The organism is Nonomuraea sp. NPDC052265, assembly GCF_044547985.1.
Lineage (GTDB): Bacteria > Actinomycetota > Actinomycetes > Streptosporangiales > Streptosporangiaceae > Nonomuraea.
Genome location: NZ_JBIUBJ010000036.1, coordinates 40,959 through 54,341, shown reverse-complemented (window position 1 = coordinate 54,341; position 13,383 = coordinate 40,959). Strand labels below are relative to the sequence as shown.

General features: G+C 69.1%; 14 protein-coding genes and 1 pseudogene. 10 read left to right on the top strand and 5 right to left on the bottom strand.

What is annotated here, in order from left to right; all coding sequences use genetic code 11:
* The first annotated feature begins 226 nt into the window (after positions 1 to 226).
* Both ACIHAD_RS46470 and ACIHAD_RS46465 read left to right on the top strand, forming a co-directional pair.
* Complete coding sequence (locus ACIHAD_RS46470; protein ID WP_397361260.1) at positions 227 to 799, top strand: winged helix-turn-helix domain-containing protein; 573 nt, start codon at positions 227 to 229, stop codon at positions 797 to 799.
* Positions 796 to 2,163, top strand: a complete 1,368-nt coding sequence (locus tag ACIHAD_RS46465) for an MFS transporter (RefSeq protein ID WP_397361259.1) — start codon at positions 796 to 798, stop codon at positions 2,161 to 2,163. The genes ACIHAD_RS46470 and ACIHAD_RS46465 overlap by 4 nt, the downstream gene beginning before the upstream one ends.
* A gap of 373 nt (positions 2,164 to 2,536) precedes the next feature.
* Here the strand turns inward: ACIHAD_RS46465 and ACIHAD_RS46460 are convergent, their stop codons facing one another.
* The gene (locus tag ACIHAD_RS46460; RefSeq protein ID WP_397361258.1) at positions 2,537 to 2,977 is read right to left on the bottom strand and encodes a MarR family winged helix-turn-helix transcriptional regulator; all 441 of its coding nucleotides are present in this window, start codon (positions 2,975 to 2,977) and stop codon (positions 2,537 to 2,539) included.
* A gap of 121 nt (positions 2,978 to 3,098) precedes the next feature.
* On the opposite strand from ACIHAD_RS46460, the gene ACIHAD_RS46455 reads away from it, so the two are divergent.
* The 3 genes from ACIHAD_RS46455 (at position 3,099) to ACIHAD_RS46445 (ending at position 6,175) form a co-directional block, all read left to right on the top strand.
* Positions 3,099 to 3,548, top strand: a complete 450-nt coding sequence (locus ACIHAD_RS46455; RefSeq protein ID WP_397361257.1) for a hypothetical protein — start codon at positions 3,099 to 3,101, stop codon at positions 3,546 to 3,548.
* A gap of 661 nt (positions 3,549 to 4,209) precedes the next feature.
* Complete coding sequence (locus ACIHAD_RS46450) at positions 4,210 to 5,484, top strand: MFS transporter (RefSeq protein ID WP_397361256.1); 1,275 nt, start codon at positions 4,210 to 4,212, stop codon at positions 5,482 to 5,484.
* 280 nt (positions 5,485 to 5,764) lie between these two features.
* Positions 5,765 to 6,175, top strand: coding sequence for a RidA family protein (locus tag ACIHAD_RS46445; protein ID WP_397361255.1), 411 nt, complete (start codon positions 5,765 to 5,767; stop codon positions 6,173 to 6,175).
* Between the two features lie 147 nt (positions 6,176 to 6,322).
* Here ACIHAD_RS46445 and ACIHAD_RS46440 read toward each other — a convergent pair.
* From ACIHAD_RS46440 to ACIHAD_RS46430, 3 genes and pseudogenes are all read right to left on the bottom strand, one after another.
* Positions 6,323 to 6,469: pseudogene (locus ACIHAD_RS46440) on the bottom strand (DNA adenine methylase); the annotation flags it as partial.
* Positions 6,470 to 6,476: 7 nt separating this feature from the next.
* The gene (locus tag ACIHAD_RS46435; protein ID WP_397361254.1) at positions 6,477 to 6,770 is read right to left on the bottom strand and encodes a helix-turn-helix domain-containing protein; all 294 of its coding nucleotides are present in this window, start codon (positions 6,768 to 6,770) and stop codon (positions 6,477 to 6,479) included.
* Positions 6,771 to 7,190: 420 nt separating this feature from the next.
* Positions 7,191 to 7,781, bottom strand: coding sequence for a helix-turn-helix domain-containing protein (locus ACIHAD_RS46430; RefSeq protein ID WP_397361253.1), 591 nt, complete (start codon positions 7,779 to 7,781; stop codon positions 7,191 to 7,193).
* Positions 7,782 to 7,854: 73 nt separating this feature from the next.
* On the opposite strand from ACIHAD_RS46430, the gene ACIHAD_RS46425 reads away from it, so the two are divergent.
* Positions 7,855 to 9,018, top strand: a complete 1,164-nt coding sequence (locus tag ACIHAD_RS46425; RefSeq protein ID WP_397361252.1) for an MFS transporter — start codon at positions 7,855 to 7,857, stop codon at positions 9,016 to 9,018.
* Between the two features lie 135 nt (positions 9,019 to 9,153).
* On the opposite strand, the gene ACIHAD_RS46420 is transcribed toward ACIHAD_RS46425, so the two are convergent.
* Positions 9,154 to 9,411 carry a CGNR zinc finger domain-containing protein gene (locus ACIHAD_RS46420; RefSeq protein WP_397361251.1) on the bottom strand — a complete coding sequence of 86 codons (258 nt, stop codon included), beginning with the start codon at positions 9,409 to 9,411 and terminating at the stop codon, positions 9,154 to 9,156.
* Here ACIHAD_RS46420 and ACIHAD_RS46415 point away from each other — a divergent pair.
* The 4 genes from ACIHAD_RS46415 (at position 9,341) to ACIHAD_RS46400 (ending at position 13,359) form a co-directional block, all read left to right on the top strand.
* On the top strand, positions 9,341 to 10,399 hold the full coding sequence (locus ACIHAD_RS46415) for a hypothetical protein (protein WP_397361267.1): 1,059 nt from the start codon (positions 9,341 to 9,343) through the stop codon (positions 10,397 to 10,399). The genes ACIHAD_RS46420 and ACIHAD_RS46415 overlap by 71 nt on opposite strands.
* A 728-nt stretch (positions 10,400 to 11,127) precedes the next feature.
* Positions 11,128 to 11,664, top strand: coding sequence for a hypothetical protein (locus ACIHAD_RS46410; RefSeq protein WP_397361250.1), 537 nt, complete (start codon positions 11,128 to 11,130; stop codon positions 11,662 to 11,664).
* Between the two features lie 94 nt (positions 11,665 to 11,758).
* Positions 11,759 to 12,352 carry an RICIN domain-containing protein gene (locus ACIHAD_RS46405; RefSeq protein ID WP_397361249.1) on the top strand — a complete coding sequence of 198 codons (594 nt, stop codon included), beginning with the start codon at positions 11,759 to 11,761 and terminating at the stop codon, positions 12,350 to 12,352.
* Positions 12,349 to 13,359, top strand: a complete 1,011-nt coding sequence (locus tag ACIHAD_RS46400; RefSeq protein WP_397361248.1) for a hypothetical protein — start codon at positions 12,349 to 12,351, stop codon at positions 13,357 to 13,359. Before ACIHAD_RS46405 ends, ACIHAD_RS46400 begins: the two co-directional genes overlap by 4 nt.
* The last annotated feature ends 24 nt before the right edge of the window (positions 13,360 to 13,383 follow it).

Genomic DNA, 13,383 nt, shown 5'->3' with positions numbered 1-13,383 from the left:
GATCTTGAAGGGGTTGGCGATGTAGAAGCCGACCATGCCCTCGCTCACGTAGTTCGCCTCCGCCGCAGCCGGGGTGGAGGGCGGCATCGAGGGGCCGGCATTGAGCCGCCTGTCCACGGCGGCCTCCTCCGCGACCCGAGCGCGCTGCCAGCGCGCGGTCAATCTCCCTCACGCGACTTGCACAAGAGCTGTTGCACAACAGCTCTTGTGCATATAGCTTTCCGGCATGTCCGAATTCCAGCGGTCGATCAGGGATTCACGGGTGCTCGCCGCCATGACGCACCCCGTCCGCCGCCGCCTGCTCGACCTGCTCAAGCTCGACGGCCCCAGTACTGCCAGCGTGCTCTCGGAGCAGACCGGGGAGGCCGTCGGCAACATCAGCCACCATCTGCGCGCCCTGGCCGCCGCTGGTCTCATCGAGGAGGCCCCTGAGCTCGCCCGGGACCGTCGCGAACGCTGGTGGCGCCGCACCATGCCCACTTTGTCCTGGTCCTCGGCCGACTTCGACGGCGACGCGTCAGGTGAGGCGATCGCGCGCGCCGCCGACTCGCTCAACCTCGACCGCCAGACCGGTCACATCCGACGCTGGGCCGACCAGCCGCAGGACGTGCAGGCCCAATGGCCGCTCGGCCCGTTCTCCGCCGAGGGGTGGCTGCGGGTGACCGACGAGGAACTGGCCCAGTTCGGGGCCGAGATCACAGAGGTGATCACCAGGTGGTCCGACCGGAACGTGCCCGATGACGGCCGCGACCGCACCACCGTGTTCACCTTCGCCCGCGCCGTACCCGCCCGCCCATGAGCACCCGGTCCGGCGAGCATGCCGCCGCCTCCCGTCCCGCCACCGGCCTCCCTCCCGCTGGACAGGACGCGGGCGACCGTCGGCGCCGGCCGGGCCTGCGCGTACGTCTCGGGTTGCTGTCGCAACGCGACTTCCGGCTGCTGTGGATCGGCGAGAGCGCCAGCAGCCTGGGCAGTTCCGTCACGTCCGTCGCGCTGCCCTTGGCCGCGGTGACCGTCCTGGACGCCTCCCCGCTCGCGGTCAGCCTGCTGGCCGCCGCCGCCTGGCTGCCGTGGCTGCTCATCGGCCTGCCCGCGGGCGTCTGGGTGGACCGGCTCTCGCGACGCCGGGTGATGCTGGCGGCCGACTGGGCGTCGCTGGCCGCCTTCCTCAGCATCCCGTCGGCGGCGGCGCTCGGCGTACTGACGGTAGGCCACCTGATCGTCGTGGCGCTGGCGGCCGGGACGGCCAAGGTGTTCTTCGCCACCGCCTACCGCGCCTACCTGCCCACCCTCGTGGACACCTCCGACCTGCTGGAGGCCAACGCCAAGCTCCAGGGCAGCGAGCAGGCGGCGAACCTGGCCGGCCCCGGCGTCGCCGGGCTGCTCGCCCAGGTGTTCTCGGCCCTGGGCGGCCTGCTCGTGGACGCGGCCAGTTTCGCCGTCTCCGCCATCTGCCTCATGCGGATCAGACATGCGGAGACCGGGACGCGCGGGCCACGACGGCGGCTGCGCAGCCAGATCCGCGAGGGCCTGCGCCTGGTCAGCCGCGACCGGCTCCTGCGCGGCAACACCCTGTACGGTTGCGCCGCCAACCTGGCTCTGACCGGCTACCAATCGCTGATCGTGGTCTTCCTGGTCACCGACATCGGGTTCGCCCCGGGACAGATCGGCGTCCTGATGGCCGCCACCAGCCTGGGCGGGATCACCGGCGCGGCACTGGCCAGACCGCTGGCCGCCAGATTGGGCAGCGCCAGGGCGGTACTGGTGGCCAAGGTCGGACTGGCACCGTTCGGGCTGTTGATCCCGCTGGCCGACCGAGAGCTGGGTATCGCGTTGTTCATACTCGGCAGCATCGTGATCATCGGGGGCATCGTGGCGGGGAACGTGGTGTTCTCCGGATTCGTCCAAGGCTACGTGCCCGGGGAGCTGATGGGCCGGGTGACCACCAGCATCCAGGTGGTCAACTACGGTGCCATCCCGCTCGGCGCCCTGCTGGCCGGCACGCTGGCGGAGCTGTTCGGCGTGCGGACGGCGCTGTGGACGATGATGGCCGTCTTCGTGGCGAGCGGCATGATTCTGCTGGTCACGCTGGGCCGTCGCCGCGACCTGCCCACCGGCGGCCTGGTCCTGGCGGACGACATCCCGCCGGCCGAGCGCAGGTGACCGCAGGACCGACGCCGGTCGCGGGTGTGTCGTCGAAACGGCGGCAGACCACCAGCGCGGCCAGGTCGGGCGCGAGCCGCAGTTCCGCCGTGTCCCGACCGGGTGGTCGAGCCAGTGCATGAGGGACGGAGCCTGGTTGGGGGCCATCGTGGCCGAACGGCGACTTCAAGTGGTACAGCGTCTACGGTCTTCACCGGCCTGTAGGCCGGCATCGTCACGGCCGACGCCCCTGATCCGCAGCCAGGCCGGCACCAGACGCCTGCCAAGCCGGCTCCCACCTCCAGATGGCTCGCGTGGTCCTCTACCGCGGCCCGGGAGCGGTGCCCGGTTCTCATCGGCCTGGACGCTTTCCCCCAGACGGACTACGTGAGCGTCAGCAACTGTCGAGGACGCGCTTGAGCAGGTCGACGATCATTTGTGACTCCGCTGGGGAGAGGGCGTGCAGGAGCTCCTCCTGAGCCTCGGTGATGAGCACGCTGAGCCTCTCCAGGTGCTGTTTTCCCGCAGGAGTGAGCGTGACGATGTTGCGCCGGCCGTCGGCCGGGTCGGGACGCTGTTGCACAAACCCTCGACCGACCAGTGCGCTGACTCCCGTCACCACGTCGCTGCGATCGATCCCGGTGCATCGGCACAGATCGGCTTGGCTGGACGGACCGAACTCGTCGAGGGCCGCCAGCATCGCGAACTGGCGTCGGGAAGTCGTTCCGGCCAGCGCTCGGTCGGTCACCCGGTTGGCCGCGATCGCCGTCTGATTGATCACCCAGCTTGGGAGGGCGCGCAGCCGGGCCGGTGTCGGGTTCGTCGTGCTGTCCACGTCGCCAGGCTAATCGATTGTTGGTGCCACCACCAAACGTATGTATTGTTGGTGCCACCATCGTTGGTGACACCAACAAGATGGGGGATGTCACCAACCCGCACGTCGCAAGGAGAATCGGATGATCGTGAGCCCCGGTCCGCGCCCCAGCCTTGGCCGCGCGTTCGGCGAAACCGCACGCCTGATCGGCAAACTGCACCGCCGCGCCCTCGCCGACTTCGACTCGGACTTCCCCACATGGATGCTTCTGACCCTGCTCAAGGAGGCAGCCGCTCCCTTGCCGGTCGACGACGTCGTGAAGGAACTCGACCGCCGTCTGGATCTGGCCGAGCCGGAGACCGTACAGGTACTCGATCGCGCCGCGGCGGCAGGTCACATCACATACCGCCGCGACAGCCACCCCGCCACGGCGGAACTGACCGAAGCCGGCACCGACCACTTCGCGGCCCTGTACGCACATGCGCGCGAGGTCACGGATGTCGCCTTCGCGGGCATCGACCCGGCTCACCTCGACACCGCCCTCACGGTGGTCCTGGCGGCCAGAGAACGCGCCGCCGCAGCAATCCAGTGACGCAACGGTCGGAGCGTGCCGGGGCCCGCCGTCCCTGCTCCGGGGAGCAGGGACGGCGGGTCGTGGTCCGGGGCCGAGGACGCCCGGGATCAGGCGATGGTGAGCGGCCCGTCGGCCAGGTACGCCGCCAACGGGCCGGTCCTCCGGGACCGTGCCGGCGGCTGCGGGCCTGCCCGTCGGCGCAGGTGGCGAGGTGGCCGACCTCGTCGGAGGCCGTGGAGTCGAGGTCGCCGACCAGTTCGACCAGCGCCACCACCGGTTCCTCGACAGGGCCGTCCGAGCGGGGGACCATGACACGGGCGATGAGCAGGTTCATCGACCGGGCCGGACCGGGCGGGCTGTCAACGACTGCCGTGTTCACCCATGGGTTGTCGTGATCGCTTCCGCATGAGAGGTGATCGTTTCCTGGAGACGTAGTCCTTCGGTCGCTAGAGTTGAACCTGTTGCGGAATTCCGTCCGCCTGGGGAATTGAGGAGCACTGATGCCCACAACGATGACCGGAGCTTCCGTTCGCCCCTTGGCGACCGCAGTCGCAGGCTTGTAACGCCGCGCGTGTAGCAGCGAAGTCAGCACACTTCCCGGTCGCCGGGGCGAGGTGACGCGTGTCACCGGCCCTTGGCGCTGTTTGGCGTCTCCGTTCGCCTTTCCGGGAGTTCTGCTGTGTCCGCTCGTCATTCCGCACTGCTCCGTGTACGTATCCTGATCGCTGCCCTTTTCCGCAGGAGGTCCCAACGGTCGAGGTCGGCTCCGAACTCTGCCGATCAGACTGTCCGCCTACTGAGCTGGTTCAACTTCTTCGGCGACTTCCGCATGTACGGGCCGATCATGGTCATCTACTTCGCGCAAGTCACCGGCTCGTACACCGCTGCCGCCAGCCTCCTGGCGGTGAAGATGCTGTCTTCGGCAGCGTTCGAAGTGCCTACCGGGGTGCTCTCCGACCGTCTCGGCCGACGAGGCACGATGATCGCCGGTGCCGTCGTCATGGTGGCCGCCCATCTCGGGTACGCCGGCGCTCCGGGCTACGGCGTCCTCCTGGCAGCTGTCGTGCTGGAGGGACTGGCGACCTCACTGTGGAGCGGCAACAACGAGTCCCTGCTCTACGACACGCTGCTCGAAGCCGGCCGGGAGCAGGAGTTCCCCCGGCACTCGGGCCGGGTGAACTCGATGTTCCAGATCGCGCTCGCACTGGCGGCAACCATAGGTGGCGTGGTCGCCGGCGCGTGGTCGCCGCGTGCGGTGGTCGCGCTGTCGGTCGTGCCGCAGGTGTTGTGCCTGCTCGTCGCTCTGCGGGTCAGGGAACCGCGGGTGCACGGCCCGCTGGAAGCGAACGTCCTGGTGCATCTCGGATCGGCCCTGCGTGGCATCCGCCGTAATCCGGTGCTCCGCCGGATGACTCTGGTGTCGGCGCTTCGCTACAGCAGCGAAAGCGCGGCCCAGTTGTCGCCTGTCTTCGTGGCGGGGCTGTGGCCGCTCTGGGCGCTGGGCCTGTGGCGCACCTTCTGCCATGGCGTGGCCTTCCTGGGCTTCCGCGTCAGTGGTCGGGTGATCGGCCGCGTGGGCGCGGCCCGCACCCTCCTGTTCGGTGAGCTGTTCGACAACGTGGCGAACCTCGTGGCGCTGGTCAAGCCGACGGTGTTTTCGCCCGTGCTGCTTGGGTCACCGGCCTACGGCATGTCGACAATCGCCCAGCAGACGTTGCTGCAACGCGAGTTCACCGACCGGGAACGCGCGACGATGGGTTCGCTCGCGTCGCTGCTCGGCAGCGTGCTCTACGCGCTCGTCGCCCTGGGAGCCGGCCTGGTGGCAGACCGTTGGGGCATCGTCCCGGCGTTGCTCGCGATCCAGGCGGTGGTACTGATCGCACTCCCGCTCGCCTGGTGGGTGCACGCGCACGCTTCATCGCTCCCCGCGGACACTGGGACGATGACGGAATGAGCGGCCCACGAGGGAAGCCACGAGGGCCGCCAGGGCAGAACGCAATCGCCCATCTGGAGAGCACCTTGACCATCACCGGCCTGCGGACGGCGTTCCAGGGGGAGTCCCCGGCGCTGCAACAGGAGTTCGCCTCCTCGCTGGCGGCGCGGGCATCAAACCCCGCCGAACTGGCTGAACAACAAGCTCAGCGGCACGGCCCCCAGGCCCGATAACCTGTGGCGTAACGAAAGATCCTTTGACATGGTGGCCACATTCTGGCCTCATTCGAAGGGAAACGACTATGGGCCGTGCAGTTACGTTGATCCGCTCGTCCTCGTTGTCCGACGTCGCCGAGTACGCCTACGCGGCCACGGCACCCACCGGATCTCGCCTGATCTTCCTTGCCGGGGCCTGCCCGCTGAACGAGGATGGATCCACGGCGGCGGTTGGAGACTACGCAGGTCAGGCAGCGAAGGCCCTCGAAAACATGCAGACCGCCCTGACGGACTCCGGTGCATCCCTGCATGACATCATCAGCACCAGGGTTCTCGTGGCGTCCAGCAGGCAGCAGGACCTGGGGGCCGCCTGGGCGGTAGTCCGGGCCTTCTTCGGTGATCACGATGTTCCCAGCACATTGATGGGCGTCACAGTGCTGGGTTATGAAGATCAACTCGTGGAGATCGAAGCCATCGCCGCTGTGCTCGACTCCTAAGGTGGCGATCAACCGAACCCTGCGGGCACCGCATCCGCTACCACCGCGCCGAGGTCGCCCGCTCCGCGAAGGACGTCCGGCCGGCCGCGTGATCTCTAACTGTCCGGGACCGCGCGCCCGTGGGACGCGGTCCAGGTCGTTGACTGTCTCCAGCCGGGACGGCTGCTTGGCCAGCAGTACGGACAAGGATCCGGCGAACGGTTCCACGTAGTGCGTGTGCGCGGGGAGCATGACGGCGATCTCGTCGGCCAGCTCGGCCTTGCCGCCGTAGTAGGTGATCGGGGGCAGCACCATGGCCCTCTTACGCCGAGACCGGGTTGTCGGGATCGAGGTGGCGATAAATCGTGGCGCGGCTGACGCCGAGCCGGTCGGCGATCTGCTGGACGGTGTAGCGGCGCTTGCCGTCCTCGCCCCTCATCTCGTGCAGGGCGCGGGCCATCTCCACCCCGTGGGCGTCCAGGGCCGCCGGTCGCCCGCCGTCGAAGGGCCGGCAGCGGGCGAGGGGACGGCAGCTCTCCGGCGCGCGGGTGGCGGGCGGCGAGGTCCATCGCGGAGAACGCGCCGTCGTGGATGCGCAGGGCGAGGCGGTCGGCACGGAGGACGTCGAGGATGTGGCCGGTGCCGCGTACGAGGCGGAACATCTCGGAGATGTGCACGATGTCGCCCGGTCGGGCGTGGGTGAGGAGCGCGCGGAACTTCGGGCGTTGGAGCGGGCGGAGGCGGCTGGAGGTGCCCGGGACGGCCGGGGTCCTCGATCCCGGCCTCGTCCAGGACGAGGTGCTGCCGGGCGGTCGACTGCTGGTCGGTCGAGACCCGCTTGTAGACCAGTTTCGCCACCTGCGGGCTTGGACCCGGAGTCCCAGAATGTCCGGGTTCATTGGACGCGTGCGATGCCTGTCGGCAAACGATCGTTGGCCGACAGGTCGGTCATCGTGGAGAGTGACCCGCCAGCACTTTGCAGGTCGTCGGGACGGATCGAGCGCCGTAGGGTGGTGCCTCACGACAGACCGTTGAATCAGCCGGGGACAAGGCTCGCGTAGCGAGGGTCTCGGGCGCCGGCATAGACAACGACCATCGTGAAGTGGGCCGGCTCTGGGCCTTGGCTGCTGTAGGCGTGCGGGCGGTCGCCTCGCATACGGAGCGCGTCTCCCGCGGCGAGTTGAAACAGTGCCCCGCCGACGGTGACCGCGACGCTGCCCGAGTGCAGCTGCAACAGTTCCCGGGTGCCGGGCGGATGCGCGGGCGTGGAGATCTTGTCGCCGGCAGGCAGCCGGAACTCCCAAAGCTCGGTGAAAGGCGGCTGGCTGTCGTTGATCAGGAGCCTGGTGCGGCCTTCAGAGCGAACCACGGCGTCGGCGGCACGGGAAACGCGGCCAAGCTCCTCCGGGGGCTCCACCAGCTCGCCGATCGAAACACCGAGCGTGGCGCTGATCCGAGCGAGCGTCGCGATGCTGGGGTTGGTGCGCATGGTCTCGATTTGCTGGAGCATGCCGCGGCTGACGCCGGACCGTGTGGCCAGCTCTTCCAGCCGCCAGCCTCGGTCTTGACGTGCGGCGCGCAGGTTTGCGGCAAGGGTGTGGCCTACGGCCTCGGCGGGATCAGTCATGGCGCAATGCTGCCCTAGGGTGCAAAATAGTGCGACTATGACACAAGATACTGGTCGTGACGAGCGTCGAGCGGTGCGGCGGCTGCTCGGCGGCAGCTTCGTGGACTTCCTTGGCTCGGGGCTCTTCTTGGCCTTCTCGGCCATCTACTTCACCGGCGTCGTTGGGCTCGCCGCAGGCCAAGTCGGGCTGGGCATGAGCATCGCGGGCACCGCGGCCATAGCCGCCGCGATACCGCTGGGTCGGGCGGCCGACCGCTACGGTGTCCGGCGGGCGCTGGTGCTGGTGCATGCCCTACGCGCTGCCGGAACCGCCGCTTACGCCCTTGTCGGAGATTGGTGGGGGTACCTCGTAGTCGTCACGATCATCACGGTCGCCGACCAGATCGCGACTGCACTGACCCAGGCGTACGTAGCAGAGATCGTCGAAGGAAACAGCCGGGTAAGGGTCCTGGCCTCGTATCGGACGGTGATCAATCTGGCGATCAGCATTGGCGGTCCACTCGGCGGACTGCTGGCCGGCACCGGTCTCTTCCGGACCATCATCCTGGCCAACGCGGCAGCTTATCTTTTGGTCGCTGCGGCCTTCGCCACCCTGCCCCAACCGGTTAGAACCGAAGAGCCCGCCCCCGTCCGGCGAGGCTTGGGCGTGCTACGTGACCTGCGGCTACTCTCGCTGGCTTGCGTGGATGGCGTACTGCAGCTTTGGCAACCGATCCTCAATCTCGCCTTTCCGCTGTGGCTCGCCCAGGCGACCACATTGCCGGACGGCTTACTGGGGGCGCTGTACGCCATCAACACAGTCCTCGCGCTCGTCTTTCAAGCTCTCATAGCACGCCACATCACCAGCCTCAGAGCTGCCCGGCGATGTCAGCCCGTCGCTGCGGCATTCGCTGCTGCTGCGTGTCTGTTGTTTTGGTATGCGGCCCAGTCGATACCCCTTGCACTGTTCTGTGCTGCGCTGGTGATGCTCACCGCAGCGGAGTTGATCGCTGTTCCCGCGGCCTGGACGTTGTCGTACGCCTTCTCTCCAGATGACCAGAGAGGCGAGTACCTGGCGGCGTTTGGCATGGGCCGCTCGGTCAGCCGCTACGTTCTTGGCCCCATCTTGATCACCGGCATGCTCCAACTGGCGGGCGGTTGGACCTGGGGCGTCCTGGCGCTGCTCTTCGTCGCCGCAGGCATCATCGCACCCCTGACCATCAGGAACGCAGACACAACGCGGTCGGCCGCAAGCTGAATAGGATCACGCGAAGATCGATTCATGCACCACGTCCGTGAACGTGACCCCCGACCTTTCCTGATCGACGCTGTGCCGCTCGGTTGGGAGACACCGCCGAATCGCCCGGTTGATCCGGGGGGGATCCCGAGGTGCTCAGGACCCGGGCAGCCCTCGGGCGGTCGTGGCGTTGTGACGCTGGTAGTGGCGTGCGGCCCGGGCGCGGTTACCGCATGACGGCTTGCACCACTCCTGCCGCCCGTGGCTCTTGACGAAGTAGCGTACGCAGCGCGGCGCGTTGCAGGCCCGCAAGTGCTCACGCTGCGGACCGCTCAGGAAATCGATGGCGGCTCGCGCCGCGGTTTCGGTCTTCTCGCTGGTCTGGTGGGCGCGGTCCGCACACGACCTGGGCACGCTCCGCGCCCCGGGCGGAGCCTGTGCAGGCGCGCGCCAGGTGGTGGCCGTGCTGGGCGGGGCCGGCGCCGTGAGCGCGTTCACTTCGGAGCACTCCACCTTCTTCGGGGAGCTGTGGCTTTACCCCGAAAGCCTCTACGTCGAGCGGGGCGCCGTCGTCCCCTACGAGGGCGCCCAGCTCCTGTCTCCCGGCATCTCCCCGCTCTGGTACGCCCTCGCGCTCACCGTCTCGGGCCTCATCCTGCTCTTTCTGTACGCTGCCCCGCCCGCTCACCGCGTCCGCCACCACGTCCTCCTGGCGGGGCTCGCCTCGGCCGTGGCCCTGTGCCTGCTGCCCGCAGCGGACATGGCCCGCGGCCCCGTCACGGGCTGCGACATGCCCGAGCCGTGGGAGATCTGTCCCAGCGCCACCACCGTCGTCCAGGCCGCGAAGGCCAAGCAGGACCAGGAGATCGCGGCGATGCAGGCCGACTCTCAGGCCATGTGCGACGCCACGCCGCGCCACCGCCCGCGCACCAAGCCGGCCCGGGCGACCCGGATGAAGGAGCCGCAGTGGACCGACTACGGGGTGCTGCAGACGTACGAGGGGGAAGGAGAGGAGGAGACCGAGCCGGACATGGAACCCGGCAACGGGCTGGTCTCCTCCGCGCGCGGCATCCTGGCCGTCATGACCCACCCCGACTTCGACCTTTGCGTCACCCTGGAGACCTACACCCGCCGGCCGCCCGTCGAGACCAAGGGCTGGGACAAGGTGGTCGAGGTCGGCCACCACAGCCCGGGCGGCCAGATCGTGCTCTATGACAGCCTCAGCGGCACCGAACTGCCCAACCTCGCCCTCAACGGGCGCAAGGGGCACTACCGCATCCGCGTGCACTACGCCTGGTTCCCCCGGGAAGGGCGAGGCGCAGAGTGGGCAGCGGCTGCTGATCATGGCGTATCCAGGCAAGGGCGACAGGGAGATCGTCCACCGGAACCGGAAGTGACCTGATGCTCCAGCTGCCGAAGGTTTCATCCGATTCGGCGCCGAGGGCACTGCGGGTGTTGCTGCGTTCATACGCCTGAGCGCTGGTCAGGTACTGCGGTCGATCGCGGGGTGGCTCACTGGTGCGTCATCCTTTTCCGGGCGCTGTGCAAGTGGGTCTTCCCCGGCGAGAAGGCCCCGTCCGGCGGCCTGCGACTGGCCCCCGCCCCCGAATCCGCGGACGAGGCGGCCCCGCCCGACGACACTGACGCCGGACGATCGACGCCCGCAGCGCCATGAGCCCGGCGCGGGTGGGCACGCCGGGCACGGTGTGGCGGGAGGCGCTCGGCCGGCCGGGTGAACGGGACCGAAAGCCGGCGCCCTTGGTAACCGTCCGGAAGCTCGCCGGCCTCCGGATGAGCGTGCCTGCTCGGAGCAACGCCGAGGAGGAATACGACGCTGGTTGACACGGCGGCAGGGGCTACTGCGGTGGGTGGAGTCGCACGTCCACCCGCTGATTGACGACAGTCAAGACTGCCCGTGGATACATTGGCGCACGAACGACCGGCCCGCCGCATCGCGTACGGCGGGACGGCCCCCCGCCTCACCGGCCTGGCCCCGCCTCGAAGCGGCTCCTCGATCGACCGTCAGGCAGATCCGGGCGAACGTGCCCGTCCTCCACCCGTGGCGATGGGTGTCACGCCCGCGCTCGGACGTCGAGGCGCGGCATCCAGCCTTCCGAAAGGTGACAACACGTGAAAGCAGTACGAGTCGCTTCCGCCCTGGTACTCGGCGTGGCCGCCGCCGCTCTTCTCACCACGCCGCCCGCGCTGGCCCACTCGCCCCAGCCGTCGCCGACCCCGTCCCGCGAGCCGGCGACCGACGACGGCGACGTGATCATCTCGGAGGAGGTCCACGCGGCGGGACTGATCAACTACTCCTGCGGGCCCAACTACGACCCGTACGCCTACTACCCCGCCAAGGGCGACAGGACCCGGCTGGAGTACGCGGCCGGGACCTCCCGCGGCGGGGCGGGCCTCTACAGCGGTACGTGGAACTCCAGCATCTGGTGGGCCTGGGGCAGCGGCCTGCGGTCGGGGGACAAGGTGTCGCTCGACTGGTCCGACACCGGCGGCTCCTCCTACCACGCCTGTCACAAGACGATCCCCAGCGGCGCGAACAGCGGGACCACGGGTGGGGTCAACGACGTGACCGGCCGCTACTTCAGGGCCTGCGTGAAGGGCGGCAGCAGCTGGAGGTGCACGAGATGGTGGCACGTCCAGGGGTCGTGAACAGCCGCTGACCGGTACGCCCCCGTGCAGGCCCGGCGGTGAGCGCCGTGCCGGCCGGCCCCCCAACCTTCCGCACAGAAGGGAGATCCACACGATGAGAGGTACTCGTCCCACCGTCCACACGGCCACGCGGGCCGCGGTGACGGTCGCCGCCGCGGTCGCGACCGTGGCGGCCGTCCTCCCGGCCGCCGCGCACGCGGACGGCACATACCGCTGGCAGAACGAATACACGCGCCAGTATTTGGAGGTCTACAAGAAGTCGAAGGCCAACGGCGGCATCGTCTCCGTCTGGCCCTACAACGGCGCCAAGAACCAGCTGTGGAAGGACACCAAGACCAGCGCCGGCTATTACCGCGTCCGCAACGTGAACAGCGGTAAGTCGATGGACCGCTGGAACTCTGCCTTCACCCCCAACTACAACGGCGCCGCGTGCCCGGTCACGCAATGGAGCTGGTGGGGCGGGGTCCAGCAGCAGTGGAAGGGCCGCAGCGTCTACAGCCGCATCTATAACCGCCGATTCCTCATTTGGTACAACTGGCAGGGCTGCCGGGGCGACATCTGGCACGACACTCTGGGCGTGCTGCAGCCCTTCCATTACTCCAACGTCATTCTCTACTCGCGCGAATACTGCACCGAGGGCAAATGGATCGGCAAGGGCGAGTGCTTCTGGAGGAGGAACGGCAAATGAGAAAGAGCACACCACCGCTGCTGGCCGCCGGGGCCGTCCTGTTGACCATGGGGGTCGCCGCGTTCAACCTCCAGCCGGCGGCGTACAGCTCGGCCGCCTCCCCGACCCTCGACCCCGACCCCCTGCCCACCACGGGCGAGGTCCTGCCGGTTCCCGGGCCCACGGGGACGCTCGGGCCGGAGCCGTCCCCGATCCCGGAGCCGGCGCTCACCGCCGTCCCGTCGGATCCGGGTCTGGCGATGCCGCTCGATCCGTACATGACGTCCATGGCCGACATCCACACCATCGACCTGGCCAAGGACGCCGCGACCGCCACGTGCATGCAGTCGCTCGGCTTCTCCGCCTGGACGGCGGGCGTCGTACGGAACTGGAGCCCCGAGGACTACGTCGAGGCGGATCTGATCGAACCCCTCGACGCGACGGCGGCCTCCCGGTCCGGATACCCGAGGCCCGCGCTCGACCCGGCCGTGGCGGCCGCCGCCTCGGAGCCCGCCGACCAGCGTGCGCCCACGGCGGAGGAGATGCAGGCCTACGACGGCACCGCCGCCACGACCGGGCCGGGGGAGTCCATCCCCCAGGGCGGCTGCGCGACCAGCGGCGAGGCCGGCGTCCTGGGCCAGGACCGCGCGCTGGCCGCCGATCCCCGGCTGCTGGCCGACGACGCGAGCTTCCTCGCCCTGGAGCACACCGCCGTCGCACAGGCCCTGAACCAGTGGGTGACCTGCATGACGGCCAAGGGGTACGCCTACGACAGCCCGATGAGCGCCCGCGCCGACCTGCGCTGGGCCGGCCGGGAGCCCGGTGTGGCCGCCACACAGGCGGAGAAGCAGGTCGCGGCCGACGATGCCGCCTGCGCGGACGGCGCCGGCCTGCTGCCGACGTACCGCGCGGCGAAGCGCGCCTACGAAGAGATCATGGTGCGGGACCAGCGTCAGGCGCTGACCGAGTCGCTGTCCGTCTTCACCACCTGGGTGCGGCGTGCCAAGGCGGTACTGGCGGGCCAGTGATCCTGCCGAGGCACGTCCTTCGTC

Coding starts and splice junctions, on each gene's coding strand:
- ACIHAD_RS46470 (WP_397361260.1), top strand. CDS start 227: ATGTCCGAATTCCAGCGGTCGATCAGGGATTCACGGGTGCTCGCCGCC.
- ACIHAD_RS46465 (WP_397361259.1), top strand. CDS start 796: ATGAGCACCCGGTCCGGCGAGCATGCCGCCGCCTCCCGTCCCGCCACC.
- ACIHAD_RS46455 (WP_397361257.1), top strand. CDS start 3,099: ATGATCGTGAGCCCCGGTCCGCGCCCCAGCCTTGGCCGCGCGTTCGGC.
- ACIHAD_RS46445 (WP_397361255.1), top strand. CDS start 5,765: ATGGGCCGTGCAGTTACGTTGATCCGCTCGTCCTCGTTGTCCGACGTC.
- ACIHAD_RS46430 (WP_397361253.1), bottom strand. CDS start 7,781: ATGACTGATCCCGCCGAGGCCGTAGGCCACACCCTTGCCGCAAACCTG.
- ACIHAD_RS46415 (WP_397361267.1), top strand. CDS start 9,341: ATGGCGGCTCGCGCCGCGGTTTCGGTCTTCTCGCTGGTCTGGTGGGCG.
- ACIHAD_RS46405 (WP_397361249.1), top strand. CDS start 11,759: ATGAGAGGTACTCGTCCCACCGTCCACACGGCCACGCGGGCCGCGGTG.
- ACIHAD_RS46400 (WP_397361248.1), top strand. CDS start 12,349: ATGAGAAAGAGCACACCACCGCTGCTGGCCGCCGGGGCCGTCCTGTTG.